This window comes from Phytobacter sp. MRY16-398 (assembly GCF_003925915.1).
Classification (GTDB): domain Bacteria; phylum Pseudomonadota; class Gammaproteobacteria; order Enterobacterales; family Enterobacteriaceae; genus Phytobacter; species Phytobacter diazotrophicus.
Genome location: NZ_AP018756.1, coordinates 2,960,227 through 2,985,441, shown reverse-complemented (window position 1 = coordinate 2,985,441; position 25,215 = coordinate 2,960,227). Strand labels below are relative to the sequence as shown.

26 protein-coding genes and 1 pseudogene are annotated in these 25,215 nt (G+C 54.4%); 16 read left to right on the top strand and 11 right to left on the bottom strand.

What is annotated here, in order from left to right; all coding sequences use genetic code 11:
• Window positions 1-45: 45 nt before the first annotated feature.
• Window positions 46-1,590: a methyl-accepting chemotaxis protein gene (locus tag MRY16398_RS14725; RefSeq protein ID WP_039079154.1), complete on the bottom strand. Its 1,545-nt coding sequence runs from the start codon at window positions 1,588-1,590 to the stop codon at window positions 46-48.
• 605 nt (window positions 1,591-2,195) lie between these two features.
• Between MRY16398_RS14725 and MRY16398_RS14720 the strand changes: the two genes are divergently transcribed.
• Both MRY16398_RS14720 and MRY16398_RS14715 read left to right on the top strand, forming a co-directional pair.
• Complete coding sequence (locus tag MRY16398_RS14720) at window positions 2,196-3,413, top strand: diguanylate phosphodiesterase (RefSeq protein ID WP_125124683.1); 1,218 nt, start codon at window positions 2,196-2,198, stop codon at window positions 3,411-3,413.
• A 281-nt stretch (window positions 3,414-3,694) separates the two neighbouring features.
• Window positions 3,695-5,254 (top strand): sensor domain-containing diguanylate cyclase, encoded by a 1,560-nt coding sequence (locus MRY16398_RS14715; protein ID WP_079497440.1) that lies wholly within the window; start codon window positions 3,695-3,697, stop codon window positions 5,252-5,254.
• A gap of 3 nt (window positions 5,255-5,257) precedes the next feature.
• Here MRY16398_RS14715 and MRY16398_RS14710 read toward each other — a convergent pair whose 3' ends face one another.
• A complete protein-coding gene (locus tag MRY16398_RS14710) occupies window positions 5,258-5,683 on the bottom strand; it encodes a GNAT family N-acetyltransferase (protein ID WP_071194184.1) in 426 nt (141 codons plus the stop codon).
• Window positions 5,684-5,766: 83 nt separating this feature from the next.
• The gene (locus tag MRY16398_RS14705) at window positions 5,767-7,026 is read right to left on the bottom strand and encodes a lipase family protein (RefSeq protein WP_232034332.1); all 1,260 of its coding nucleotides are present in this window, start codon (window positions 7,024-7,026) and stop codon (window positions 5,767-5,769) included.
• Between the two features lie 152 nt (window positions 7,027-7,178).
• Here MRY16398_RS14705 and MRY16398_RS14700 point away from each other — a divergent pair, with 152 nt between their 5' ends.
• Window positions 7,179-7,916, top strand: coding sequence for a GNAT family N-acetyltransferase (locus MRY16398_RS14700; protein WP_125124682.1), 738 nt, complete (start codon window positions 7,179-7,181; stop codon window positions 7,914-7,916).
• 51 nt (window positions 7,917-7,967) lie between these two features.
• On the opposite strand, the gene MRY16398_RS14695 is transcribed toward MRY16398_RS14700, so the two are convergent.
• The gene (locus MRY16398_RS14695) at window positions 7,968-9,383 is read right to left on the bottom strand and encodes an MFS transporter (RefSeq protein ID WP_125124681.1); all 1,416 of its coding nucleotides are present in this window, start codon (window positions 9,381-9,383) and stop codon (window positions 7,968-7,970) included.
• Window positions 9,384-9,503: 120 nt separating this feature from the next.
• On the opposite strand from MRY16398_RS14695, the gene MRY16398_RS14690 reads away from it, so the two are divergent.
• Complete coding sequence (locus MRY16398_RS14690) at window positions 9,504-10,418, top strand: LysR family transcriptional regulator (RefSeq protein WP_125125679.1); 915 nt, start codon at window positions 9,504-9,506, stop codon at window positions 10,416-10,418.
• 64 nt (window positions 10,419-10,482) lie between these two features.
• Window positions 10,483-10,923 carry a GNAT family N-acetyltransferase gene (locus MRY16398_RS14685; RefSeq protein WP_079497435.1) on the top strand — a complete coding sequence of 147 codons (441 nt, stop codon included), beginning with the start codon at window positions 10,483-10,485 and terminating at the stop codon, window positions 10,921-10,923.
• Here the strand turns inward: MRY16398_RS14685 and MRY16398_RS14680 are convergent, their stop codons facing one another.
• Entirely contained in the window at window positions 10,924-11,247 is a 324-nt protein-coding gene (locus tag MRY16398_RS14680) for an AzlD domain-containing protein (protein WP_039079035.1), read from the bottom strand. It lies immediately after the preceding gene.
• Window position 11,248: 1 nt separating this feature from the next.
• A complete protein-coding gene (locus MRY16398_RS14675; RefSeq protein WP_052249251.1) occupies window positions 11,249-11,989 on the bottom strand; it encodes an AzlC family ABC transporter permease in 741 nt (246 codons plus the stop codon).
• A gap of 117 nt (window positions 11,990-12,106) precedes the next feature.
• Between MRY16398_RS14675 and MRY16398_RS14670 the strand changes: the two genes are divergently transcribed.
• Together MRY16398_RS14670 and MRY16398_RS14665 are read left to right on the top strand one after the other, a co-directional pair.
• Window positions 12,107-12,943 carry an AraC family transcriptional regulator gene (locus MRY16398_RS14670; protein WP_039079034.1) on the top strand — a complete coding sequence of 279 codons (837 nt, stop codon included), beginning with the start codon at window positions 12,107-12,109 and terminating at the stop codon, window positions 12,941-12,943.
• Between the two features lie 27 nt (window positions 12,944-12,970).
• Entirely contained in the window at window positions 12,971-13,678 is a 708-nt protein-coding gene (locus MRY16398_RS14665) for an alpha/beta fold hydrolase (protein WP_125124680.1), read from the top strand.
• Between the two features lie 4 nt (window positions 13,679-13,682).
• Here the strand turns inward: MRY16398_RS14665 and MRY16398_RS14660 are convergent, their stop codons facing one another.
• On the bottom strand, window positions 13,683-14,576 hold the full coding sequence (locus MRY16398_RS14660) for a DMT family transporter (RefSeq protein ID WP_039079033.1): 894 nt from the start codon (window positions 14,574-14,576) through the stop codon (window positions 13,683-13,685).
• 118 nt (window positions 14,577-14,694) lie between these two features.
• On the opposite strand from MRY16398_RS14660, the gene gcvA reads away from it, so the two are divergent.
• The 9 genes and pseudogenes from gcvA to MRY16398_RS14615 all read left to right on the top strand — a co-directional run bounded on the left by gcvA (window position 14,695) and on the right by MRY16398_RS14615 (window position 22,018).
• A complete protein-coding gene (gene gcvA, locus MRY16398_RS14655; RefSeq protein ID WP_039079032.1) occupies window positions 14,695-15,594 on the top strand; it encodes a transcriptional regulator GcvA in 900 nt (299 codons plus the stop codon).
• Window positions 15,595-15,713: 119 nt separating this feature from the next.
• Window positions 15,714-16,187, top strand: a pseudogene (locus MRY16398_RS14650) (GrpB family protein); the annotation flags it as partial.
• A gap of 257 nt (window positions 16,188-16,444) precedes the next feature.
• On the top strand, window positions 16,445-17,299 hold the full coding sequence (locus tag MRY16398_RS14645; protein ID WP_125124679.1) for a transporter substrate-binding domain-containing protein: 855 nt from the start codon (window positions 16,445-16,447) through the stop codon (window positions 17,297-17,299).
• A 10-nt stretch (window positions 17,300-17,309) separates the two neighbouring features.
• On the top strand, window positions 17,310-17,969 hold the full coding sequence (locus tag MRY16398_RS14640; RefSeq protein ID WP_125124678.1) for an amino acid ABC transporter permease: 660 nt from the start codon (window positions 17,310-17,312) through the stop codon (window positions 17,967-17,969).
• On the top strand, window positions 17,966-18,607 hold the full coding sequence (locus MRY16398_RS14635) for an amino acid ABC transporter permease (RefSeq protein WP_039079028.1): 642 nt from the start codon (window positions 17,966-17,968) through the stop codon (window positions 18,605-18,607). The genes MRY16398_RS14640 and MRY16398_RS14635 overlap by 4 nt, the downstream gene beginning before the upstream one ends.
• On the top strand, window positions 18,585-19,424 hold the full coding sequence (locus MRY16398_RS14630) for an amino acid ABC transporter ATP-binding protein (RefSeq protein ID WP_071194195.1): 840 nt from the start codon (window positions 18,585-18,587) through the stop codon (window positions 19,422-19,424). Before MRY16398_RS14635 ends, MRY16398_RS14630 begins: the two co-directional genes overlap by 23 nt.
• Complete coding sequence (locus MRY16398_RS14625; protein WP_125124677.1) at window positions 19,421-20,674, top strand: M20 family metallo-hydrolase; 1,254 nt, start codon at window positions 19,421-19,423, stop codon at window positions 20,672-20,674. Before MRY16398_RS14630 ends, MRY16398_RS14625 begins: the two co-directional genes overlap by 4 nt.
• A complete protein-coding gene (locus MRY16398_RS14620) occupies window positions 20,671-21,372 on the top strand; it encodes a DUF1989 domain-containing protein (protein ID WP_071194197.1) in 702 nt (233 codons plus the stop codon). The genes MRY16398_RS14625 and MRY16398_RS14620 overlap by 4 nt, the downstream gene beginning before the upstream one ends.
• 58 nt (window positions 21,373-21,430) lie before the next feature.
• Window positions 21,431-22,018, top strand: coding sequence for a cupin domain-containing protein (locus MRY16398_RS14615; protein ID WP_039079025.1), 588 nt, complete (start codon window positions 21,431-21,433; stop codon window positions 22,016-22,018).
• A 55-nt stretch (window positions 22,019-22,073) separates the two neighbouring features.
• On the opposite strand, the gene gap is transcribed toward MRY16398_RS14615, so the two are convergent.
• The 4 genes from gap to MRY16398_RS14595 form a co-directional block, all read right to left on the bottom strand.
• Window positions 22,074-23,084, bottom strand: coding sequence for a type I glyceraldehyde-3-phosphate dehydrogenase (gene gap / locus MRY16398_RS14610; protein ID WP_079497427.1), 1,011 nt, complete (start codon window positions 23,082-23,084; stop codon window positions 22,074-22,076).
• Between the two features lie 79 nt (window positions 23,085-23,163).
• A complete protein-coding gene (locus tag MRY16398_RS14605; RefSeq protein ID WP_125124676.1) occupies window positions 23,164-24,144 on the bottom strand; it encodes a GlxA family transcriptional regulator in 981 nt (326 codons plus the stop codon).
• 116 nt (window positions 24,145-24,260) lie between these two features.
• Entirely contained in the window at window positions 24,261-24,569 is a 309-nt protein-coding gene (locus MRY16398_RS14600; RefSeq protein WP_110295330.1) for a YciI family protein, read from the bottom strand.
• A gap of 12 nt (window positions 24,570-24,581) precedes the next feature.
• Window positions 24,582-25,205 carry an FMN-dependent NADH-azoreductase gene (locus MRY16398_RS14595; protein ID WP_071194200.1) on the bottom strand — a complete coding sequence of 208 codons (624 nt, stop codon included), beginning with the start codon at window positions 25,203-25,205 and terminating at the stop codon, window positions 24,582-24,584.
• Window positions 25,206-25,215: the final 10 nt, after the last annotated feature.

Sequence of the window (25,215 nt, the reverse complement as noted above, 5' to 3'; positions counted from 1 at the left end):
GCGTCAGCATAGTGAGACACTGACTATAGCATGGTCATGAAATAATTAGCCTTCGCTACTCCCGAACACATGCACGGCGCGATGCAGACGCGCTGCGCGCTCAGAGAGATTTTCTGCCGCACTGGTCACGTTTTCCACCATACTGGTGTTGTTGTGCGTCATCACCCCGACGCGGGAAACGGATTTATTGATAAGCTCCAGGGCCTGCGTCTGTTCATGCGTTGCGGTGCCAATCTCTTTGATCATCGTCGACATCGTCATGACGTTATCAATCATCGCCGTCAGGTGGGTTTCGGTGTTTTCCACCATCTCAACGCCGTTTTTGACATTCGCCACGTTCTGTTCGATAAGTGCCTGAATCTCCCGCGCTGCCGAGGCTGAGTGCTGTGCCAGGTTGCGAACTTCCGCCGCAACAACCGCAAAACCACGCCCTGATTCGCCTGCTCGCGCCGCTTCTACCGCGGCGTTCAGCGCCAGAATATTCGTCTGGAAGGCGATGCTGTCAATCACGCCGATGATATCGACGATTTTGCTGTTATCCTGGGAAACGGCCTGCATCATCGAGATTGTTTTCTTCATGATGGCGCCGCTGTTTGTCGCACTGACGCTGGTTTCATCTGCGCGGGTCATCGCCTCAGCGGCGGTTTCAGCGGTCTGCCTTACCGCGCTGGCAATCTCCTCAACGGCGGCGGCAGTCTGGTGCAGGTCCGCAGAGGTTTCTTCTGTGCGTTTTTGCAGGGACTCGCCTTCTTCGCTAATGCGCAGGCTAATGTCACGAATGCCATTGATCTGCGCGGAGACATCACCGACCAGTGAATTGAGGTTAAGGCCTGACTGATTGACCAGGCGCATCAGTAAACCAATTTCATCCACGCGATTAAAATGGCGATAATCGGCTTTACGCCCGGAGACCACTTTTTGCATCTGGGAGAGGATAACTTTCAACGGACGACAAATTTGCGCCTGTAAATAAACCGACAACAGGGCCATTATTCCGATTGTCGTACCGACTTTTTCTACCAGATTAAAGGGGGCAAATTGCATCGCCACGAATAATGCGGCGGCGATAAAAAGGCCAAAGTTAGCCCGCCGCGTTACACTCATGCGCTGGAAAATGGATAAAAAAGAGAGCAGGCCACGTCGTACTACCAGGCCTTTATAAAAACGATGTCCGCCTAATTTATTATCATTGACTAACTGGTAAAGTTTTTCACTGGCGGTAATTTCCTCGCGCGCTGGAATATTACGCACTGAAATATAACCAGTAAGTTGCCCTTGTTGATAAACAGGGGTGACGTTTGCACGAACCCAATAATGGTCGCCATTCTGACGGCGGTTTTTCACCATGCCGGTCCAGCTATCGCCTTGCTGAATGGTAAACCACAGATCGCCAAACGCGGCGGGGGGCATATCCGGGTGACGAATAAGATTGTGAGGTTCACCGACAAGTTGGTCCTCAGTAAATCCGCTGGCGTCTATAAATGCTGTGTTTGCATAAGTTATATGGCTATGCGTATTCGTTGTCGAAAGCAGTGTCGTACCTTCGTTAAGCAAATACTCTCTCTGTGTAACAGGAGTGTTACGCTTCATAAATAACCCCACAATAAACTGCGTACAATAAACAGGATTTTTTCTGTCGGTGAAGGTGTTTTTTTTATTAACCCGACAGAGAGTTTTTTTGTTATTACTTGCACATTTTCCACGAACAGCCATACAACTGAAAGTAGCTGCGATAAATATTTTTTAAGCCATGCTTACGGTAATTTATTTAAATATTGTTATGATTTTGCAAAAGAAAAATGTCATGATGTTTTTCACCAGGATGAAAAACAAGACTTAATGCAAATTAAAGGCGGGAAATACAGGAAAGCATAGAAAATAAGCGATCAAAAATAGAAACATTAACATAGCAGACTAATATATTCGCAAAACCGTAATATTTTTGTCATTATCAGATCAAAATCTTCTGGTGGATATATAGTACATACTAAAGTGTAGCTAAAAGTCTGCTGGTGAGCGGTTAAAATGTTTATCTGTAGGTTAGGCAGTTTCTCAAGGTGGGTGGGCTAGTCCACGATAACAGGCACAGAAAAGGCTTTAATCAGTGAACGGAATTTGAGCTTCCTTGTTACACTATTACCATTGCGTCTATTCATGCAGTTTTTGTGTGGATATTTTTTTGAGGGAAGTACTCAGTGTTAGCGACTTTGATCTATCGTAGCCGGCTTAATTATGCGTTGGATCCTTCGCAACTGGCTGGGCTTGTACAGCAGGCAAGCCTACGGAATACGGCACTGCAGGTGACGGGTGTGTTGCTGTTTGATGGCAGACAGTTTTTACAGGTACTGGAAGGCCCCATCTCTGCAGTCAACGCGGTTTTTGAACGTATCAACAAAGATGTTCGTCATGCACACGTCGTAGAGCTGATGCGTGATTTTGCGCCACATCGCCGCTTCCTTGACCAGGGGCTGGTACTGTTTGACCTGAGAAATACCAGACCGAGCGCAGTACTGCGCATGGTGATTAAATTTGGCAGATTAAAATACCACCTTGCGCGCAATGATCGCGTCTATAAATTTATTCGCAATTTTGTCGCGTCACCGCTTCCGTCAAAACACGTTTTAAATTACCCCGCTGAACGCTGGCGATTGAATACCACACTTCCGCCGTTTGAGCTGGCGAACGTTCCCATACTACATAATCAACCCCGTCAGTTTGCGTTTCAGCCCATTGTTGACCCCGCGCGCGGCAATATATCCTCACTCGAAGCGTTAATCCGTGGGCCGGATGGTGGAAGCCCGCAGGACTATTTTTCAACCATTCCCGAACATAAATTGCACGAGGCGGACCTGGCGTCAAAAGGCTGGGCACTGGCGATGGCGCGCCGTCTGGGGATTGGAAATCACAAGGTGGCCATCAACTTGTTGCCGATGTCACTGGTAAAGATACCCGGCGCCGTGAACATTTTGTTGGATCACATTAAACGCAATCAACTCGATCCTGAGCAGGTCATTGTTGAGGTGACAGAGGATGAGATGATTTCCAGCTATGACGAATTTACCTCCGCTATTCGTCAGTTACGTGCGGCGGGAATTGGCCTGGCGATCGACGATTTTGGTTCCGGGTTTGCAGGATTGTCTCTGCTTGCCAAGTTTCAGCCGGACAAACTCAAGATTGACCGCAGCATCGTCACCGATATCCATATGCACGGCCCGAAGCAGGCTATCGTCAAAGCGATTATCGATTGCTGTGCTGAGATGCAAATTACCGTAGTGGCCGAAGGCGTGGAGAAAGTGGAAGAGTGGTGCTGGCTGGAAGCCGCCGGGATTGAGCGTTTTCAGGGTTTCCTGTTTGCCCGCCCGATACTCAACGGTGTCTCATCTATTAACTGGCCGCAGCGCATAAAACGTTAAGCGGGGGGCGACATAAAGAGATGGGAGAATACGATCAGGTCATTCTCGTTTTTATGTCGCCAGTGTCATCTTCATGGCTGAATAGCCAACGTGAAGCAGCGCCGGATATATCCTTTTAATAACGTCATCTAACAGGTTTTATTTCATTATAAAAAGACACTTCACTCGCTGATGATAGCGCGAGATATCTCAGTTCATCCTTAGCGCAACATGATTTTGCTTATAAATCATCGTATTTTCATGCTTAACTTAAAGAACGGGATGTGAAGCACGGGGAAAAAATGAACATCAATAAACATATTTCAGGCGCACTGGCTCTGGATTCCTCCCTTGGACGTAGCATCACTTTTTTCATGACCGCATTATTACTGGCGGGGGTGATGACCAGTAGCTGGACGCTGACCCGCTCCTGGAATCGTGCCGTAGAGGATATGGAACGTAATGCTATCAACTTGTCCGTTTCCCAGGCGCGTCAGGCAGAAGATACCGTTTTACAAACAGAGCTGGCGCTGCGTGATATTCGCCGGACCATACCGGCAGACAGTATTTCGACATTGAATGCCGGTCGCTTCGATGTGCTGTTAGCTGAGCTGAAAGAGCGCTTGCCACAACTGCACGGATTGTTCATCTATGATGCGCAGGGAAACATGAAAGCCACGGCGCTTGGCCGGCTCCCGATGGTCACCAACAGCAGCGACCGCGAATATTTTAACTATCATCAGCGTAACGGGCATAACAACATTCATATCGGACGGGTAATTTCGAGCCGTTCAACAGGCGATCTGGTGATTCCCGTATCCATGCGCATCAGCGATTCCGCAGGCGGTTTTGCTGGCGTAGTACTCGCCACCATCCGGGTAGATTACTTCCGTCACTTTTATAGCTATTTCGAACTGGAAAACCGGGATCTGCTGGCCTTAATGATCACTGACGGTACGGCGCTGTATGTCCGTCCTTTCCCGGATGATGTCATTAATCGCAACCTTTCAGCGAGCCCGCTCTTTACCCGTGAACTGGCGAAAAAAGATCGCGGTAATGCAACCTGGGTTTCGGCGCTGGATCACGTCGAGCGCATCTATGGCTTTGCGCGCCTTGAACGTTATCCGCTGGTCGTGGCCGCCGGTTATGACAAACCGGCACTCTGGTCACGCTGGCTCAAGGACAGTTTGCCGGACCTGGTGCTTAATGCCATGTTGCTGCTCGGCACCTTACTCATGGGAATTATCGTTTTTCGCCAGGTGCGAATGAATGTGCGTAATCAGACCGAACTGGCGGAACTGCGTGATGAGCTGACCAGCATCAACCACACGTTGCAACTGATGGCGCTGGCCGACGGTTTAACCGGGCTTGCCAACCGCCGTCAGTTCGATCTGTTTTTGAGCCAAAGCCTGAAAGCCTCTTCATTGAGTAAAAAGCCGGTTTCACTGGTGATGCTCGATATCGACTTTTTTAAACGCTATAACGACTTCTATGGCCATGTGGCGGGCGATAACTGCCTGCGCGCGGTGGGCGAAGTCATCCAGAAGCTCAAACTGCGTAATTCCGATTTGATTGCCCGATACGGGGGCGAAGAGTTTGCGATCATTTTGCCGGATACCGGGCCAGAAGCCGCGCTGTTTGTTGCTCGTCAGGCGGTGACGGCGGTGCGCAGCGCAAGAATTCCGCACGTCGAATCGGGGGCGACAAACAAAGTCGTCACCATCAGTGCGGGCTGTTTTTCCCTGATCGGCAGCGGTAATGAAGATGACGCGAATCGCCTGAAAGAGGGGGCAGATAAGGCGCTGTATATGGCAAAAATTCAGGGCAGGGACCGGGCGCTTGCCAACCCGGAGGCCCTCTAAAGATTACAGGCTGGCCAGCGTCTTGGTGAGGTAATGGCGCTGGATGCCTTTTTCCGGAAAGTCATCCAGCGTCATCTGCAGTACATAACCCTGCTTTTGGTAAAACGCTAATGCCTGAAAGCTGAACGTATCCACCAGTGATTGCTGGCAACCCTGTTTTACCGCTTCTTTCTCTGCGGCCTTTATCAGTTCTGTACCCAGCCCGCTACCGCGCAGGGTTTCGCTAACCCATAAATAGCTGATACACAGCCATTCGCTTTTACACGTGCCAATCAATCCGCCGGTCATTTTACCGTTTACATCACGACAAAAGACGCCAACAGGTCCCCATTCACGATTGCGGAGAAAGGGACGATTAAACTCCCGTAAACCGTCCAGTAACTCGTTTTGTTCTTGCTCAGTGACTTCCGTCGTTACGCGTAAAAACATAAGGCATCCTTTTTAGGGTGTTACCAGTTGGGGCCGTATTGTAGAGCGCCGCCATTCTCTGAGAAACGGCGGCGCTTAAAAAATCAGTTGTTATACAAGATATCCTTTAGTGCGGGCTGGGCCTTGCCCGGTACAACCAACGTCCCACAACTGTCCGGTCGTGGTTTACCCGCCAGCACGGCCTGAACAAAGGTGAGTTCATCTGCAAACGCGGTATTCACAATGCCGTTATGGGTGATGCCCTGATAGGTTTTCCATTCAAGCGGGTTACCTGCCGCGCACAGTGCCGCCACGGCGGCATACTGGTGATAGGGCGACAGCGTGCGATCCGCCAGACCGGTCGCCAGAAACAGCGGCGCGGGAAAGCGTGCTGATGGCATATCCGTGACGGGTTTTAACACAGAGGTGATACGCTCGCTGCCGCCAATAAACGCATTGTTGGCATTCAGGTGCAGGCGGCGTTGAACATGCCCGAGTTCAGGCATGCAAGAAACCCTGGCCCGTGCCAGCAGCTTTGCCCCGTTGTCTGTCACCAGCGATTCAGGCGCTGGCGCATCATCCGCCAGCGAACCTCCGATCAGGCGTAACATTTCCAGGCGGGGTGGTGTGCCATGAATTCGCCCGTCACCCGCCGCAACGGGGCCGTCAGGGAATGTCGCCACCAGACCGGTGGCAATGGTCGCCAGTAGTTTGAGTTCCGGCGCGTAGCCCGGGGCAATATAGCTTGCACCCAGTGAGGCCCCCGAGCCTTGTGATTGTCCGGTTATCACAAGGCGATTAGCGAGCTGCTGCGGGTGGGCCTGCAACGCCGCGCGGACGCTATCAAGCACAGAGCGTCCTTCGGCTTGCCAAATCAGATAAGGGTGCGGCCCCGGCCCGCCAAGCCCCTGATAATCCGTTGCGACGACGGCAACCCCCTGTTGTAACCATTTATTGATGTAGCTCGCGTCGCGCGGTGCATGTCCTGTCCAGGAGGGGGCGCAGGTGTCAGCGACACCCAATGTGCCGTGTGCCCAGGCAACCAGCGGCCAGCCGCCTGATGGCGCTCTGCCTTGCGGAAAATAGAGCGTCCCGCTCACGGGGACAATACCGGCATCCCAGCGCACGTCGCGGGAGGTATAGAGGATGCGCCGCGATTGTGCCGCAGCGATCTCCGGCTGGTGTTTCATGGGCTCTTCACGCAGCATAACGCCGGGTTTATCGGGGAGCGCACTATTCCAGCGGTAAAACGGGGATAAATCCTGATCGCCGACCTGCGGCCCGACGGGTAAAACGGCAAGGCTAACCACTGGCACCAGTATGCTTAACACAAGCGCAAGTCGCAAAAGGGGGTAATATCTCACGTGATGTTCTCCAGACCCGGCATCAGAAGGGCGACATAATCATCGAGCAATATTGCGCCATTATTAACAGTATGCCGTAATCGTTAATGCACGCCGCGATAAAAAAATGAAAGATAGGGTAAAAATCTGTCGCTTAATCAAGGATGTCACTGATGACGAACACCACGCAAATTAACCAGTACGGTCAGCAGGTCGGTTTTGCGCTGCCAGACTGGCAACCCGTTGCCAAACCTGCACGCGTCGCGCTTACCGGCCAGTACTGCCAGTTAGCGCCCCTCGACTCAAACCATTGCGATGCGCTTTTCCAGGCTTTTTCGCTGGCAGAAGATGATCGGGACTGGACATGGCTGGGCGCAAATAAACCACAGACGCGCGAAGAGATGGCTGCCTGGATCGCTCACAAAATTGCGGATGACAGCCTGGTGCCATATGCCGTCATCAACTATACCGATAATCGTGCCTGCGGCGTGGTGTGCTGGAGTGCGATTGATACCGTTAACGGGGCCATTGAAATCGGCCATGTGACCTGGTCCCCGCTGATGCAACGCAACGTGATGGGTACAGAAGCGCTCTATTTATTGCTGAGCCAGGCCTTCGCGCTGGGTTATCGCCGGGTGGCATGGCGCTGCGACTCAACGAATATCGCTTCACGACGCGCCGCTGAGCGCATCGGGTTCACGTTTGAAGGCCGTTTTCGCCAGGTGATGACCCGCAAGCAGCGCAATCGCGATACCGACTGGCTATCCATTATCGACAGTGAATGGCCTCCGCTGCGTGCAGCGCTCGAAGCCTGGCTTAACCGGGAGAATTTCGATAGCAAAGGGAAGCAAAAACGTGCACTTGAGAGTTTTATCCAGAGACCTGAGCAGTGTAATACCGCAACAGACTGAGCATCAAAAATGCCGTTCAGCCTCTTCTGCGAACGGCATTTCAGGTCTGACTTACATTACGGGCCGGGTTTTTAAACGACTGACGCTCACCACGATCGCCAGCAGCGTCGCGCCCGCCGCCAGCCACAACCCCAGACGTACCGCGAACGCCTCCTGGGCCAGCGTGCCTGACGGCGCGTAAACTGACAAAATCACGCCAATAAAAGCCGCCCCCAGACACTGACCAAACGTGCGCATGATAGCCAGAATACCCGACGCATAGCTGCTGTGTTCCCGGGAGGCGCTGGCCAGCATCTCCCGGTTATTGGGGCTTTGAAAACAACCAAACCCTATCCCACACACCAGACCACGCAGGCGGATATCCCACACCGGCGCGTTTTCCGGCAACAGCGCTAACAACAGGAGCCCGACGCCAAAGAGGCATAATCCAACAGTGGAGATAACGGCCGGGGCATAGCGATCGGCCAGCCGTCCGGCGTGGGGAGCAACCAGCACAATCCCGACGGGCCAGGCGGTAAAAAGCAGCGCAGAGGTAAACGCGCTATAGCCATAAACGCTCTGAAACAGAAACGGCAGCGCAACGAAGGTCATCCCCTGGCTGACGAACGACGCGAGCGAAGTTAAGGCGGCCAGAGAGAAGCGGGCAGAGGCAAAAAGCGTAAGTGGCAGTAAAGGTTGTGCCGCCCGGCGCTGACGGTAAACAAAAGCGATACCCGAGATAACGGCAACAAGCCCGTAGATCGCCGGGGTTAATAGCGAGCCTCCGGCTTCACCGGGCCGCGAGAAGGCGTTTGAGGCCATGATCACGGCCCCCAGCATGATGGCTGAAAAGAGGGCGCCAGCAACATCAAAGCGCCCGCGAATGATACCGCGATGGACAGGCACCACGCGCAGCGTCAGTAACAGGGCGATGACACCAAAAGGGAGATTTATCGCGAACAACCATTGCCAGCCGAGGGAGGAGAGTAAGGCACCGCCGATCACCGGGGCGATGGCCGTATTGGCGGCGATGAGCAGGGCGTGGATCCCCAGGATCCGCCCCAGTAAACGGCCAGGGAAAATGGAGCGCAAAATGGCAGGCGCAATACTTAATGTCGCGGCACCGCCAATGCCCTGCAACAGTCGCATCGCCACCAGCATCTCCAGTGAGGTCGACAGCGCACAGCCCAGAGACGCCAGCGTAAAAAGGCTTATCCCGGCGGCAAAGAGGGCACGAAAGCCCGTCCGGGGAGCCAGTGCGGCGAAAATGGCCAGCGTCATGGCGGCGGATAACAGATAACCATTGGCAACCCACACCGCATCGCCGGAGGAAACCTCAAGCACACGGGCAATTTGTGGCAGGGCGATATTGACCATCGAGCCGTCAAAAACAGCCATCGTGGTGCTGGTCATTACCGCCACCATCGCCAGACGGCGTTCGTGTCCCGGCAGTCCTTCATCACCCGGCTGGTCAGAGAACAAATGCATAAAAAACCTCTGCGAAATAGATGCGAGAGGTCACTATAATGACTGGATATACAGGGCGGAAGACGCAGCATTTGCACTTATAACCTGCACCAAACGCCTTATCTCAATACAGGACATATGATGACCGAACCCGATCTGAACCTTCTGTTTGCACTGGACGTTCTGCTTGCTGAAAAAAGTGTTGCGGGTGCGGCACGCCATCTGGGGCTAAGTGCCTCGGCGATGAGCCGCACGCTCGGTCGCCTGCGGGAGACCACCGGCGATCCCTTACTGGTGCGGGCGGGGCGCAACATGGTGTTAACGCCCTATGCCGAAAGGATCCGCGCGCGTACGCAAAACGCGGTTTTCGAAACCCGCGCGTTACTGCGCCCGGCACAGACCGAGCTGAACATCAGCACCCATGAACAGCTTTTTACCCTGCGTGCCAACGACGGCTTTGTGGAAGTGTTCGGCCCGGCACTGGTTGCCGAAGCCGCGGCCATTGCACCGGGTATCACTCTGCGTTTTGCCGCAAAGCCGGAGAAAACGCCGCATCCTTTACGTGAAGGGCTGGTGGATCTTGAGATTGGCGTGCTCGGTGAGATGGGGCCGGAGATCCGCGTCCAGGCGCTGTTTCGCGACAGGTTCGTCGGCGTGGTGCGAAAAGGGCATCCGCTGGCCCAGCTTAAAGAAGTGACAATGTCACATTACAGTGAATGGAAGCATGTCGTGGCCTCGCGCCGGGGAACACTTTCCGGCCCGGTGGATGACGCACTGGCAGAGGTCGGCCTTACGCGCAAAGTGGCAGCCCTCGTTCCCGGTTTTCCCGCTGCGCTGGCTGTGGCCCGGGCGACGGATTTGGTGGCGCTGGTTCCGGCTTCGTTTCTCATTCATCGGTCGGCGGTCGCCGATCTGTCGGTATTCGAACTGCCGGTGAAAACACGCGGGATCACCGTATCGCTACTGTGGCACCCCCGAACAGAAGGCGACCCGGCGCACCGTTGGTTACGGACGTTTGTACGTGACGTATGCCAACGCCTGCTACCGGAAAACTGAACTGTCTTGCAGGGAAAAACAGGCGTACTATCGCTCCTCGCGTGATATTTCAAAAGGATAAAAAATGGACGTGGAAGTACGCGAGGCCAGACCCGACGATTATGCTATGTGGTCTGTGCTGTGGCAGGGCTATCTTGATTTTGCGGGCAGCACGCTAAGTGAGGCCGTTACGCGCGCCACCTGGGCGCGCATTCATTCCCCCGAATCCACACTGTTATGCCGTGTCGCCGTTATGGATGGGCAACTGGTGGGTTTTGCCCTGTGCGTTATGCATGAGGGTACCTGGGTCACGAAGCCCATCTGTTATCTGGAAGACCTTTATGTGGATGCACAACTGCGCGGTCGCGGTGCGGGGCGAGCGCTGATTGAGGCAATTCGTCAGGAGGGTGAAAAAAGCGGCTGGGCAAAACTCTACTGGGTGACCCGGACGAACAACCCAGCCCGAAAACTGTATGATCAGGTTGCGGAACTGGGCGATGTCGTCCGTTACAGCATCAGTCTGTGACTACAGGCCGAAAAAATAGCGCAGGCCTGAGTAGGCTACCATCCCGGCAATAACGGTGGCAAAAAGCCCACGCGTGATAATCCCGGTAATGGCGGCGATCGCAGCCGCCAGTAACGATATGCTTATTCCGTTGCTGGTCAGGGCCGGTTTCTCGATAAGTTCCGCCGCAATAATGGCAGCCATAATGGCGGCGGGAATAAACCCCAGCCACTGCTGAACGACCGGAGCCAGACGAAAGCGGGAAAGCAGTAAAATCGGCACCGTGCGCATCAGCGCCGTCACCAGGGCCGCGATCGCAATCGTCAGTAAAATATTTCGCTCCATCTTATTTCGCTCCTTTCTGCGTCACGCGTAACAATACCGTAGCCAGTGTTGCCGACAGAGAAGCGGCGACAATCACAATGACACTTAACTCCATATGACCGGCGGCAAAGAGCGTAACGAGTACCGCTATTGCCACGCTGAACGTTTCGAGTTTTTTCTGCCGACTGGCAAACCAAATCATCAGCACCAGACCGATAAACATCGATACCAGACTGAAACTTAATCCTTCCATTAATGCAGGTGGCAGCGCCGAGGCCAGGCATCCGCCCACCACACAGGCGAGGATCCAGTTCAGCCACGCGGCCAGGTTAAGCCCAAACATCCAGGCAAAGGGCACCGTTCCCTGATGGCCGCCGCGCTGAACCGCCACGCCGAAGGTTTCATCGGTCAACAGTAAGCCACTCACGATTTTCTGCAGCGTTGTCTGCTCGCGAAAGAACACGCTCATTGCCGAGCTCATCAGCAGGTAGCGTAGATTCACCAGGAACACGCTCAGCACCACCGAAGCCATTTCTGCCCCCGCAGCCCAGAGCGAGTAAAACAAAAACTGGGCCGAGCCGGTATAGAGCGCGGTCGCCAGAAACGCCGTTTGCCAGACGGTAAACCCGGACAACGTGCCGATAGCACCGGCGGCGAAACCGATACTCCAGTAGCCGGGGATGGTTGGCAGGCAAGCGGCAACACCGCCACGAAACAGGGCTGTAGGGTCATCCTTGCGCATGGCGTCACTCTTCATCAACATCACTTTTCCCTTTCTTTCTTGTCCGAATGTGCAATCTTAAGGATCCTGAAAAATCGCGATAGTAAAATCCTGCGCATTTATAAAAAATGGCGGTAGAGCGGGCTGGAGAACGAAGACGTGACGCAAAACAGACGGGATGACATCAAGTTGTGGCGTGATAATGAACTGCACGGAGGAATGGAGATCCTGCGGGCCTCATGTTATGAGCACAGTTATCCGCCGCATTTCCATGACGAGTTTGTGATTGCGGCGTTTGCCCGTGGTGCCCAGCGCACCCGAATATGCCGACAAAAAGGGATCGCGGCGGCGGGAACGGTAATGGTGATTATGCCAGGCGAAGTGCATACCGGGGAGGCGGTGCAGCGCGATGAAGGCTGGGATTATTGCGCGTTTTATCCGTCGCAAAGCCTGATCAATGACGTCGCAGAAACCGTGCTGAAAGGGCGAGGAGACGTCAATTTTGGTACCGAGGGCATGCGACACGACCCGCGGATTGCCCGGCGAATGCTGCATGCCGCCCAGGTGCTCAATGCCAGTGATGACCCGCTGGAAAAAGCGTGCGTGATGTACCAGATACTCAATATTCTCATCGGCAATTATGGTGAACGGACAGTCAAAGGTGCACGTCAGGATGTGATGCGCGCCGACATCCGCAAAGCCATTGAATTTCTGCATAGCAGTTACGCGCAGACGCTGACCGTGAAAGAGATTGCGACCGTCGCGGGCTTAAGCGAGTTCTATTTTATGCGTACCTTCCAGGCCATGACCGGTTTGTCAGTGCACCAGTATCTGACGCAGATTCGCCTGGTCAGAGCAAAAGGGCTGCTTTCCCGTGGGATAAGCGCATCGCAGGTCGCCAGCGATGTCGGTTTCTTCGATCAAAGCCATCTGATAAAACACTTCCGCGCACACTTTGGCACCACGCCGGGCTTATTCGCTGCGGCCTCGGCCTGACGTTCTCACCTATCCAGGCACAAACAAATGATAAACAGAGAGTATTTTGACGTTCCCTTTGCCGGGCACACCCTGCGTGGCGACTCCTCTTATGGCAGCAATGGTCACGTATTAATGATTCACGGCGGTTCGAAAGACCGGGAGGTCTTCGCCCATTACCGCCAGCTACTCGATGAAATGGGCTACGGGACCACCGCCTTTGACTGCCTCGGACATGGCGCATCGACAGGTTCGATGAGTGAGTCCTCGCTGGACAGCCGCACCCGGCAGGCGCTGGCGGTCATCGCGCACCTCAATGTGCCGCTCACCGGCTGTCTTGGCTCCAGTATGGGGGCGTATAACGCTATACAGCTCAGTGCGCGGGTGGATTTACGCTCGCTTATTCTTCTCGTGCCCGGTGTCTATACCCCCGTGGCCGCAACGGTAAACTTCGGCCCGGCCTTTTCACAGATAATCCGCCAGGAGAAGAGCTGGCAGGACTCGGATGGCTGGCCGCTGCTTGCCGGTTTCAGAGGGAAGATACTGATTGTCGCCGCAGAGCGCGATGAAGTCATACCACAAGAAATCCCTGCGAAATTGCATAATGCCGCAATGGAGGCGCTCTGGAAAACGCTCTTTATTGTCCCGAATGCCGGGCATAACAGCGTATGGAAAAATATTACCCAATCGGCGGCATTGACGGAAAAAGCACATGCGTTTTTCCGTACCTGCTTAGCGCCTGTCGATAAAGCCTGAAACGTTACTGCGTGGCGCTTTTGCCAGGGCTGACAATCATCCAGACCGCAAGACAGACGATCAGTGCCCCGATGCCAAAACCCTCACTCAGGGTTTCCCCCAGTACGAGGTAGCCCCACAACACGGCAAAAGGGGGGATTAAAAAAGTGACCGTTAATGAGCGCAGCGGGCCAATATCGGCAATCAGCCGGAAATAGAGAATGTAGGCCACCGCGGTGCAAATGAGTCCAAGCGCGATAACGCTTGCCCAGACATTGCCCTGTAGCCAGCCAATGGCAGGGCCGCGACCGACTGACCAGGCAAAGAAGGGCAAGAGAAACAGCGTGGCGCCGAGCTGGCTGCCGAAGGCGACCATTTTCGGATCCAGCCCGCCGCGCTGGCTTATCCAGCGGCGCGTCAGAAAACCGGCCAGTCCGTAACAGGCTGTGGCGACAAGGCAGGCGATAACGCCTGTGACAACGCTGGCGGTCACGTCTGTTTTACCTGTCGTCGTGATGATCATGATGCCGACAATCCCTGAAACCACGCCTCCCCATTTACGTAGTGTCAGCGTCTCGCCAAAAAAGAAGCAGCCGATCAACGCCCCCATCAAGGGGGTGGTGGCATTGAGGATCGCAGAATAGCCCGCCGGTAAGCGCGTTGCCGCCAGGCAATACATCAGAAAAGGCAGGCCAGAATTCATCACCCCGAGTAGCAGTGCCACGCCAAATTTTTGCTCAAAACGAAAGGGGGATTTCATCATGACCAGGATGGCGGCAAGACCGATAACGCCCAACAATACGCGAAGAAAAGCGGTCGTGACGGCGCCGAATTCGGGTGCGGCAATGCGCATAAACAGGAAACTGGCCCCCCAAATGGCAGCCAGCAGGAAGAGTCTTGCGTAATCAGAAGGGCGCATGTGATACCTGTTTGTTTCATCAGAAGGTGGCAGAAAAACTAAAACGTTAGCCAGAGGCATGACAAGCAAGGATTTCTTCTATAATTAAGTTTTCCTAAATCATGGAATCGAGGCGACGATGAAATTGCCACCTTTACATGCGCTTATGTGCTTTGAATCTGCGGCAAGACACATGAGTGTTAAGCGGGCCGCTGAAGAGTTATGCGTTACCCCCAGTGCCGTGAGCCAACAAGTATCCAAACTCGAAGAGATGCTGCATTCACGCTTGTTCATTCGAGGCGCGCGGGCGCTGGAATTGACAACAGAAGGGCGCATTTATTTACGCGCTATCCGTCCGGCCTTTGACCAGATATCCGAAGCGACGCAGCGTCTGCTGGACGAAGAGAAGCAAAATAGCATTACCGTCAGTTGTACCAGCGGCTTTGCTATTCAATGGCTGCTGCCGCGCCTGCCAGCGTTTGAGAAGCAGAATCCAGGCGTTGAGGTGCAAATCAGTACCACGAATCGTCAGGTGGATTTGTTAACCGAAGGGATTGATTTTGCTATCAGACACGGTTCCGGGCACTATCCGGGCCTGGAGGCGGAGTGCCTGATTAACGATCGTCTTCTTCCGGTATGCAGTCCGGGGCTTATTCCCGATGGACAAACACTTACCTCGCTGCTGGACCTGACCCAATTCACATTGCTGCATGATGAGCATCGCATGGACTGGGCCGTCTGGTTTAAGGCGGCCGGTATCGCGCATGCCATTGAGGAAAAAGGGCCGGTATTTGTTGATTCCAATGGCGTACTGGAAGCGGCGATTGCCGGGAAAGGCATTGCGCTTATTCGAAGCACCCTTATTCGTGATGAATTGAAAAAAGGGCTGTTGATCAATCCGTTGCGCGTCGCCATTGATTCGCTGCTGGCCTATTATCTGGTCTATGACGAATCGGCGCTGCTCCAAAAAATGAGTCGCAAATTCCGCGACTGGATTGTCTCTACCGCCAGCGCGGAGAGCAATGAATATTCAGCCTGAAAGACCAGCAACCCGGTCTTCACCATCAGGCAGTAAACGTCGAATCTCTTAAGGGGAACAAGATGGCCGGACGCCGTATTTCTATCGAGCAAAGTGATGCCTCCTGACCCGAGCGCTATCAGAAAGAAGCGTTATTATTACAACGCGTGTTATCAGACATACCTGTCGCTATCCACCATATTGGCAGTACGGCTGTTCCCGGCCTTGCGGCAAAACCCATCATCGACATCCTGCTGGAAGTGACCTCGCTACATCTGCTGGATAAACATAACGACACCCTGCGCCAGGCGGGTTACACGCCGCGAGGTGAGTATGGTATTGCGGGCAGGCGCTATTTTGTAAAAGGCGAGAATCAACGAACCCATCATCTTCACGCCTTTGAGCTGGGCAGCCAGCACACGGTACGACATCTGGCATTTCGTGATTATTTGCGCCAGCATAGCGATATCGCTCAGGAATACGAAAGGGTAAAACGCGAGGCGGCAGAACACAGTGGAAACCTGTCTGAGCGCTACAGCCAGCTCAAAAATGATTTCATACAGCGCCATGAAGCGCTGGCGTTACGGGAAAAATCACACCGTCAGCCGGGCTGATTTCACGTTATCGATAACGCGCATTGCACTCTTTTTAAGCAGCAAAAGCACCATGCCCGTGCACACCAAATGTGCACACGCCGATCCCTGACAGACGACAGGGATCGCATCTGTCACACTCCCTTGCAAGATATCGCTTACTTTTCAAAACCCTATGAAATTAATCATTGCCACTGACTAAGTTGGCATGTTTCATGCCTCTCTAATATTGTTCAAGTAACTTTACTGATGTTCAAATTACTTTCAGAGAGCACGCCATGACACTGACCCGTTTGACTTTACCTGCCTGTCTGACACTGGTATCCGCCAGCCTTTTTTGCGCCCAGGCGTTTAGCGCCGATCTGCTTGAAAGAATTAAAGAGGCCAAAGAGATCTCCGTTGCCACGGAAGCGCGATACGCCCCCTTTGAGTATGTCGATAACGGAAAGATCGTCGGCTACGACGTTGACCTGATGAACCATATTCTTGCGAAAGCATTGCCGGGCGTGAAGGTGAAACAACTGGATCTGCCTTTCCAGGGCATCCTGCCAGGGCTGGATGCGAAGAAATTCGATTTCGTGGTCACTGCCGTTACCGTCAATAAACAGCGTATTGAACACTTCGGCTTTACCGCACCGGTGGCGGAATCCACCGTTGCTCTGCTCAAAAGGGCGGGAGACGACGCCATCAAAACCCCGGATGACCTGAGCGGCAAAGTCGTGGGTTCACAGGCCGGTTCCGGTCAGTTGCAGGTGCTGCAATCCTTTGACCAGGCGCTGCGCGCGAGCGGCAAACCAGGCATTAAAGAGATCAAACAGTATGTGGCGTTTGATGAAGCCTATGCTGACCTGGCGTCTCGCCGACTTGATGGCGTTGCCCAGTCGCTCTCAAACCTGGGGCCGTTAATCAAAACCCGTCCCGGCGTGTTTGCCACGCTCCCGGAGATGATCGGGCCACAAACCTTCTTTGGTTGGGTAGGGCGTAAAGATGCCGACAGCGCCTCCCTGGTCAAGCTTATCAGCGACGGGATTATCGAAGCCAACCGCGATGGCACCATGAAGGAACTGCAACAGAAATGGTTCGGCTTCACGATGACCGTTCCGGCGACAGAAATGCCTGAACCGGCACTGTGAGCAGTCAACAATGACGGATTTCATAACGCGCTTTATCCACTGGCTTCCCATGCTGGCGCAAGGGGCGCTCATGACAGCGGCGCTGTGCCTGACGGCGATGGTCGCCGGTTTTCTGGTGGGTATTGGGGTATGGCAGATGTCGACAAGCCCGTTACGCATTTACCGTATGACGGCCCATGGATGGGTCAGTCTGTTCCGGGGAACCCCGGTGCTGGTGCAGTTGCTGCTCTGCTTTTATTTGCCGTCGCAGTTGGGTCTCAACATTCCCGGCTTTGTGGCCGCCGCGCTGGCCTTAACGCTGAACACAGCCGCCTGGCAATCGCAAATTCTTAAAAGTGGTTTCGCCAGTATTCACCCCGGCCAACTGGAAGCCGCCGCCATTTGCGGGCTGAGTCCCCGACAGATTTTATGGCGTATTCAGGTGCCGCAGGTTATCCGGACAACGCTGCCGTCGCTGATTTCCGAACTGATTGATGTGATCAAAGCCTCGGCGGTGGTGTCGGTGATTGCGCTGACCGACCTGATGCGTGTGGGGCAGCAACTGGCGTCGTCCACCTACCAGCCGTTGCAGGTCTATCTGGCCGTCGCCCTGGTCTACTTACTGCTGACCAGCCTGCTGGCGCTGTTGGGCCGCCAGGCGGAACGCTACTGGCAGAGGGAACAACGATGACTGAACTCGCACAATACCTGCCTGCCTACGTTCAGGCGCTGGGGGTAACGCTGTGGCTAAGCCTGTGTGCCGCGTTCGGTGGCATGTTGTTGGGGTTTGCCATCAACGGGCTCTGTGGCAGGCGCGGCCTGATGTTTCGCCTGTGGCGCGTTTACGTCTGGGCTATCCGTGGCACACCGTTTCTGGCGCAGCTTGCCGTCATTTACTTTGGCCTGCCGTCTGTCGGCATCATGCTGAGCGCGACGGAGGCCACGCTGCTGTCGCTGACGCTGTATAGCGCTGCCTATTTCAGTGAAATTTTTCGCACCGCGTGGAACAGCATCCCGCCGGGGCAGCGCGAAGCGGCACTCGCCAACACTATCTCTACGCGTCGCTGCTTCTGGCATATCCAGATGCCGCAGGCCGTTCGTTTTGCGCTACCGCTGTTGGGTAATCAGTTCATTCTGACCATTAAAGAGAGCGCCATCGCGTCAATTATTACCGTCCCGGAATTGACCATGACGACGAGTCAGATTGTGGCCAATACCTACAGCTATATCCTGCCTTACACCCTGCTGATCATCAGCTACTGGCTGCTGGCCCAGGGGGTCAGCCTGAGCGTAAGAACACTGAGTCATGTACTACGAACCGGAGAATAACGTGAGCAATACCTCTGCGCCGGTGCTCGAAATGCGCCATGTAGGCAAGTCATTCGCAAACCATGTAGTGCTGAATGACATCAATTTACGCGTCGATCACGGTGAGATAGTCACCCTGATTGGCCCGTCCGGTTCCGGGAAAACGACCGCGCTGCGTTGCATGAATTTTCTCGAAGCCTATGACAAAGGCGACGTGCTGATTAAAGGGCAGTTGCTCGGTTATTCCGGGACACAGCGTGGCCCCGCGCATGTCGACAGCGCCAGCCTGATTGCCGACGTGCGCAGGCCACTGTCGATGGTGTTCCAGCAGTTTAATCTCTGGCCGCATATGACGGTGCTGGAGAATGTCGCCGCACCGCTGGTGCTGGGCAAAAAGATGCCACGCCAGGCGGCAAAAGCGGCGGCAATGGCTGCGCTGGGACGCGTCGGGATGGCGCAAAAAACCGATGACTGGCCGGTGAGGTTGTCCGGGGGTCAGCAACAGCGGGTAGGCATTGCCCGCGCACTGGCCCTGAACCCGGAACTCTTGCTGCTTGATGAGCCCACCTCGGCGCTCGACCCGGAACGTGTAGAAGAGGTGCTGGACGTTATCCGAAGCCTTGCCGGACAGGGCATGACCATGGTGATGGTCACCCATGAGATGGCGTTTGCCGCCCATATCTCGTCACGGCTGGTGTTCATGGCCGATGGTCACATTATTGAAAGCGGTACACCGCGCCAGATGTTCACACAGCCGAAAAGCGAGCGCCTGAAAAGCTTCCTCGCACCGCTGTTTCGCAGGCCGCTACAACCCGAAGAGCTGGAGAAATTACCATGATGGAAACGAGCTTACGGGTCGCCCGCCAGGTTGACGAGGCGTGGCTGAATCAGTTGCTGGCGCAACTGGCGGAATTTGGCAAGTTAGCGAATGGCGGCGTGGATCGTCAGGCGCTGAGCGAGGTGGAACTGGATGCACGGGCGTGGATTATTGATCTCGCCTGCGAACTCGGTTGCGAAGTCTACCGCGACGCCGCCGCCAATTTATTCTTCCGCCGTCCGGGACGATTAGCCGTTTCACCCGTCGTCACCGGCAGCCATATCGATACGCAGCCATCCGGTGGCAACTACGACGGTTGTTACGGTGTGATAGCCGGGCTGGTGTGCCTGAAAGCGCTCAATGACGCGCAGGTTATCACCGGGCGTCCGATCGAAGTGGTTATCTGGACCAACGAAGAGGGCAGCCGCTTCGCGCCGGGAGCTATGGGCTCCAGCGCCTTCGTCGACCCTGCGAGATTGTCCGATCATCTTGGCGTGATGGGCGTGGATGGCGTGTCGTTTCGCGACGCGCTGGCACAACATCAGACGCGTTTTGCGTCGATCCCGTTGCGTCCTGACCGCGAAATGGCCTGCTTCGTGGAGTTACATATCGAGCAAGGCCCGGTGCTGGAAAACCGGAATTTGCCGCTGGCTGTTGTTAAAGGCATTCAGGGCGTGCGCTGGTATCAGGTTACCTGCCATGGGGTATCGGCCCATGCCGGGACCACGCCGATGACACTGCGCCAGGATGCGATGACTCTGGCCCGCGAGCAGCTTGTTTACATTGAGCAGGCAATGGGCGATACAACAGATGACGCGTTGCGTCTGACGTTTGGCCGCTGGCAGGTCACGCCGAATGCCATCAACACCATCCCGTCATGCGTGCGTTTTACCCTCGATTTTCGTCATCCATCGACGGAAAAACTGGCACAGCTCGATGCGCTGATGAGCTCGCTTTCGAGTGAACATGTCACCGTCGAGCCTTTATTGAACAAAGCGCCGGTCACCTTTGACGCCGGTATCAATCACACTCTGCAAGCGGCCGGAAATGCGCTGGATATCGCTCATATGGAGCTGCTGTCTGGTGCGTTTCACGACGCCATGTATCTGGCCGAACACTGTCCGACCAGTATGCTTTTTGTCCCCAGCCATCAAGGCATTAGCCATAACCCGGCTGAATATACCGATCCTCGCTCACTGGCGGCAGGCGCCCGCACGCTGGCCTGCGCGCTGACTGAGCTATCCCAATCATTTGAAGGAGTTAAATCATGACTGTAACTGCACACTACCCAACCTGCTGCGAAAAAGACAATGGCGATGCGCTGGGGACCAACCCGACGGCAACCTCGCCAATTTCAGCCGATGGCGCGCCAGTATTCAATGAGCTTTATACCATTCCACCCCGCTGCGGACGCGCCGTTTTACTGAAAAAAGGGCAGGTGATTAAGATCATCAACACCCCTGGCAGCCAGGTGTGCGATACATGGTTTTTTAACAGCAGCGATCTCAGCGAATTTGCCTCTATGGAGCACACCCGTGCTTTTATCGACAAAATCATCCCGCAGCCGGGTGATGTGCTGGTGACTAACCAACGTCGCGCCATCGCGACGCTGCTGACCGATACCTCACCGGGTGTGCATGACACGCTGATTGCCGCCTGCGATCTCTACCGTTACACCAACATGGGCATTACGGAGTACCACGATAGCTGCGCCGATAATATGCGTATGGCGCTCAATGCGATTGGTCTGCGCGCCCGCGAAGTGCCACAACCGCTCAATTTATGGATGAACACGCCGGTAAATCCTGATTATTCTATTTCCTGGTTGCCCACCGTCAGTAAAGCAGGTGATTATGTAGAGATTCGTGCCGAGCTGGATTGCGTGGTCGTGATGTCCGCCTGTCCACAGGACATCGTGCCGATTAACGGCTGCTCACCGAAAGAAATTCAGTTCGTCGTTGTGGGATGATTTTTCTTGCCAGGCCTGCGCGACGCAGGCCACAGGCAGACTTTAATGAAGCAGACAGATGAAAAAAAACGCTGACATCAAATCTACCGGAACCCCGCTGGGAATGCGGCTGCGCCACGCCCGCCTGGTGCAGGAAATGACCCTCAAGCAGCTTGCGCAAAAGGTGGAATGCTCGGAAAGTCTGTTATCCAAACTGGAAAATGACGCAGCTTCGCCGTCGCTGGCGATGTTGCACCGTCTGGCAAAGGCGCTGGAGACCAGCATTGCCGACCTGATGGCCGATGACTGGACCGCCGATCAGCCCGTTCTGAAACCTGCCCAGCGTAACCGTAAACGGTTTTTGCAACGCAGCAAAAAAGGGGGGATTGAGCTTGAGAACCTGACCTGGCATCACAAGGGCGGTTTGCTGCAGGGCAATATTCATATTATCGAGCCGGGTGTCGCCAGTGACGGTCTGATTGAGCACCACGGCGAAGAGATGGGCTATGTGCTGGAAGGTGAACTGGAACTGCGTCTGGGAGACGATGTCTGGACCCTGGAGCAGGGGGATTCGTTCTATTTCCCGAGCCAGATCCCGCATGGTTACCGCAATATCGGTACCGTGGTCGCCAGAGTGCTATGGGTGAACACGCCCGTGACGTTCTGATCGTAATAAGACGAAAAAACCACGCCGCAGCGTGGTTTCGTTTATGCGGATGTTATTACAACCCGCGCTGTGCCATCTTTTTCGCAAGGTCAACCAGGCGGTTAGAGAAGCCCCACTCGTTGTCATACCAGGCGAGGATTTTCACCAGATTTCCGCCAATCACCAGTGTCGACAGCCCATCGATAATGGACGAGCGCGGATCGCCCTGGTAATCGCTGGAGACCAGCGGTTCGTCGCTGTACCCCAGAATGCCTTTCAGCGGACCGGCTTCGGCAGCGTTGCGGAAAGCCGCGTTCACTTCGTCTACCGTCACATCGCGTTTTAAGGTTACGGTCAGGTCAACGATCGACACTACCGGCACCGGCACACGTAAGGAATAACCGGTGAGGCGTCCGTCCAGTTCCGGGATAACTTTCCCCAGCGCTTTCGCCGCGCCGCTGGAATACGGCACGATGGAGAGTGCCGCCGCCCGCGCGCCACGCAGGTCTTTTTCTGGCTGGTCGTGCAAGGCCTGGCTGTTGGTGTAGGCGTGAGTGGTATTCATCAGTCCATGTTCGATACCAAAATTCTGATGCAGCACCTGCGCGGCCGGGGCCAGACCATTCGTCGTACAACTGCCGTTGCTCACAACAAAATGGCGCGCGGGATCGTATTGCTGGTCATTAACCCCCAGCACAATGGTCAGGTCATCGTTTTTACCCGGAGCGGAGATAATCACGCGTTTCGCGCCGCCGCTGCTGATGTGTACCGCGGCTTTTTCGCGATCGGTAAAGAAGCCGGTGGCTTCAATCACAATATCGACGCCAACGTCACGCCAGGGAATATTTGCCGGGTCGCGTTCGCTAAACACCCGTACGGCCTTACCATCAACAATTAACTGGCCTTCGCCTGCTTCGACGGGAACGGGAAGGGTGCCCAGTAGTGAATCGTGTTTTAACAGATGCGCCAGCGTTTTGCTGTCCGTCAGATCGTTAATCGCCACAATCTGAATTTCTTTATCGCCCAGCGCAGCACGCAGTACGTTACGACCAATCCTGCCAAAACCGTTAATGCCGACCTTAACCATGATGAACTCCTTCTTATCCGATGTCTGTCATCACTGTAGGTCGGCGGCGGTTTGGCGTAAACGACAAATAAGGATCACTTTACGCCATTTTACGGCAGTGGAAGCGCTGACGATACTCGCCTGGGGTAAGGTGTAACTGGCGTTCGAAAATCCGCCGTAAATTGATACTGCTGCCAAAGCCGGTCTCAGCGGCAATCTTGTCCAGCGTTTCGTTGGTTTGTTCCAGCCGGTTACGCGCCGCGGCCAGGCGTGCTTCGGCAACGTAACGCGCCGGTGGAGCACCCGTTTCGCGCGTGAACACACGGGTAAAATTACGCGGGCTCATCGCCGCACGTTCCGCCAGCTTGTCCACCGACAAGTCTTCGTTCAGATGGGAAAGGATCCAGCTTTGCAGGTCACTGATGGGACCCACGCTACTGGCCTGCTGCAAATTGTAACGGCTGAACTGGAGCTGACCGCCAGGACGACGCAGATACATCACCATATTCTGGGCCACTTCCAACGCGAGGCTAAACCCGTAGTCGTCTTCAACCAGCGCGAGCGTCAGGTCAAAGCCCGAACTGACGCCGCCGGAGGTCCAGACAGGGCCATCCTGAACATACAGGGGGCCGGCTTCGAGGGTGATGTCAGGAAAGCGTGTTTGCATGGTTTCCAGCAGTCGCCAGTGGGTGGTTGCTCTTCGTCCACTGAGTAATCCGGCTTCGGCCAGCAACATCGCGCCACCGCAAATAGAGACCACCCGCCGCGCATGGGGGGCAGCAAGGCGTAGCCAGTCGACCACCGCGGTGCCTTCGTCTTCATCCTCGCCGCGTCCGGTAATCATGATGGTATCCCAGGGCTCACGCGGGTCGATTTCATGCAAACGGCTATCGGCGAGCAGGTTTAACCCGGATTGACCATGGATGACCTGGTGAGGTTGGGTCGTAGCGAGAGAGAAGCGGTAGCGCGGCTGCGGGCCGTCTTGTGCATGCAGACGATTAGCCTGCATCAGGATGTCGGCGATACCGGCGGCTTCAAACAACATGCCGCCATCAGGAACGATTATCAGGAAAGTCTTCATGTCCTGAAATGTACGCTTATTACAATTTAAGTCAACAGGAAGAGGGTGGAAAGGGGTTAACGGCGCAGACAGCGACTGACATCAATAAAGGGGGGAATACCCCCCTTATTGTTCCATTATATTAGCTTTGCATTTGCTGCCCATTGCGGAGGAAATGCATTTGAACACAACATGGGCTCGATATTAAGTACATTCACGGTAACCTTGTTGTGTATGACAAACGGGTCATTTTCCAGATACGCGTAAATATCTTTTTCATTATCACCGTGAAACAGAATATACCCTCCGGTACCGCTTGTGAGAGGTCCGGCCAGGATGACACCTGCTTTACTGATACCCTCAACCAGCCACTTTTTATGCGCATCAATATGGGCACCCAGCTCTGATTCAGAGCATAAATAATACAGCGTTACGGCGTATAACATAGCGAGATCCTATTAGTGTGCAATGCTGTCAATAAGTTGGGGAATAGCGTTCAGCGCGCGCAATATTTCCTGCTGCTTAATATTTTCGCCTTTTGATGCCCCCTCGACCCGAATAAATTTCACCTGGGTGATGCCCAGAAAAGCAAAGAAATGGCGCAAATAATGTTCCTGAAAATCCATTTCTGACAGGGGTGTGTTGTGATAGAAACCGCCCCTCGCAGAAGCCACAACCACTGTCTTACCGGTCGCAAGCCCCACCGGGCCATTTGCCGTGTAGTGAAACGTCTTACCAGGTTGCGCGAGCCTGTCTAACCACGCTTTCAACTGGCTGGCGACCGTAAAATTGTACATCGGAGCACCAATGACAATCATATCGCTGGTCAGAAACTCGTTGACGATCTTTTCTGAAAGGGCATATTCAGTGGCCAGTTCAGGTGTGGTCGCTGCGCCAGATACTGCTCTGAACCCGGCAGCAATGTCGCCCGTTAAGTGAGGTATTTCGTCTTTAACCAGATCACGATAAATAATATTTTCACACTGTCCGTTTTCCGTTAGCGCTTTTACAACTTCATAAGATAACTGACGGGAAACGGAATTTTCCAATGTAATACTGGAATCGATATGTAGGATTTGCATGATAAATACA

Coding starts and splice junctions, on each gene's coding strand:
- MRY16398_RS14725 (WP_039079154.1), bottom strand. CDS start 1,590: ATGAAGCGTAACACTCCTGTTACACAGAGAGAGTATTTGCTTAACGAA.
- MRY16398_RS14715 (WP_079497440.1), top strand. CDS start 3,695: ATGAACATCAATAAACATATTTCAGGCGCACTGGCTCTGGATTCCTCC.
- MRY16398_RS14710 (WP_071194184.1), bottom strand. CDS start 5,683: ATGTTTTTACGCGTAACGACGGAAGTCACTGAGCAAGAACAAAACGAG.
- MRY16398_RS14700 (WP_125124682.1), top strand. CDS start 7,179: ATGACGAACACCACGCAAATTAACCAGTACGGTCAGCAGGTCGGTTTT.
- MRY16398_RS14695 (WP_125124681.1), bottom strand. CDS start 9,383: ATGCATTTGTTCTCTGACCAGCCGGGTGATGAAGGACTGCCGGGACAC.
- MRY16398_RS14690 (WP_125125679.1), top strand. CDS start 9,504: ATGACCGAACCCGATCTGAACCTTCTGTTTGCACTGGACGTTCTGCTT.
- MRY16398_RS14685 (WP_079497435.1), top strand. CDS start 10,483: ATGGACGTGGAAGTACGCGAGGCCAGACCCGACGATTATGCTATGTGG.
- MRY16398_RS14680 (WP_039079035.1), bottom strand. CDS start 11,247: ATGGAGCGAAATATTTTACTGACGATTGCGATCGCGGCCCTGGTGACG.
- MRY16398_RS14675 (WP_052249251.1), bottom strand. CDS start 11,989: ATGTTGATGAAGAGTGACGCCATGCGCAAGGATGACCCTACAGCCCTG.
- MRY16398_RS14665 (WP_125124680.1), top strand. CDS start 12,971: ATGATAAACAGAGAGTATTTTGACGTTCCCTTTGCCGGGCACACCCTG.
- MRY16398_RS14660 (WP_039079033.1), bottom strand. CDS start 14,576: ATGCGCCCTTCTGATTACGCAAGACTCTTCCTGCTGGCTGCCATTTGG.
- gcvA (WP_039079032.1), top strand. CDS start 14,695: ATGAAATTGCCACCTTTACATGCGCTTATGTGCTTTGAATCTGCGGCA.
- MRY16398_RS14645 (WP_125124679.1), top strand. CDS start 16,445: ATGACACTGACCCGTTTGACTTTACCTGCCTGTCTGACACTGGTATCC.
- MRY16398_RS14640 (WP_125124678.1), top strand. CDS start 17,310: ATGACGGATTTCATAACGCGCTTTATCCACTGGCTTCCCATGCTGGCG.
- MRY16398_RS14635 (WP_039079028.1), top strand. CDS start 17,966: ATGACTGAACTCGCACAATACCTGCCTGCCTACGTTCAGGCGCTGGGG.
- MRY16398_RS14630 (WP_071194195.1), top strand. CDS start 18,585: ATGTACTACGAACCGGAGAATAACGTGAGCAATACCTCTGCGCCGGTG.
- MRY16398_RS14625 (WP_125124677.1), top strand. CDS start 19,421: ATGATGGAAACGAGCTTACGGGTCGCCCGCCAGGTTGACGAGGCGTGG.
- MRY16398_RS14620 (WP_071194197.1), top strand. CDS start 20,671: ATGACTGTAACTGCACACTACCCAACCTGCTGCGAAAAAGACAATGGC.
- MRY16398_RS14615 (WP_039079025.1), top strand. CDS start 21,431: ATGAAAAAAAACGCTGACATCAAATCTACCGGAACCCCGCTGGGAATG.
- gap (WP_079497427.1), bottom strand. CDS start 23,084: ATGGTTAAGGTCGGCATTAACGGTTTTGGCAGGATTGGTCGTAACGTA.
- MRY16398_RS14605 (WP_125124676.1), bottom strand. CDS start 24,144: ATGAAGACTTTCCTGATAATCGTTCCTGATGGCGGCATGTTGTTTGAA.
- MRY16398_RS14600 (WP_110295330.1), bottom strand. CDS start 24,569: ATGTTATACGCCGTAACGCTGTATTATTTATGCTCTGAATCAGAGCTG.
- MRY16398_RS14595 (WP_071194200.1), bottom strand. CDS start 25,205: ATGCAAATCCTACATATCGATTCCAGTATTACATTGGAAAATTCCGTT.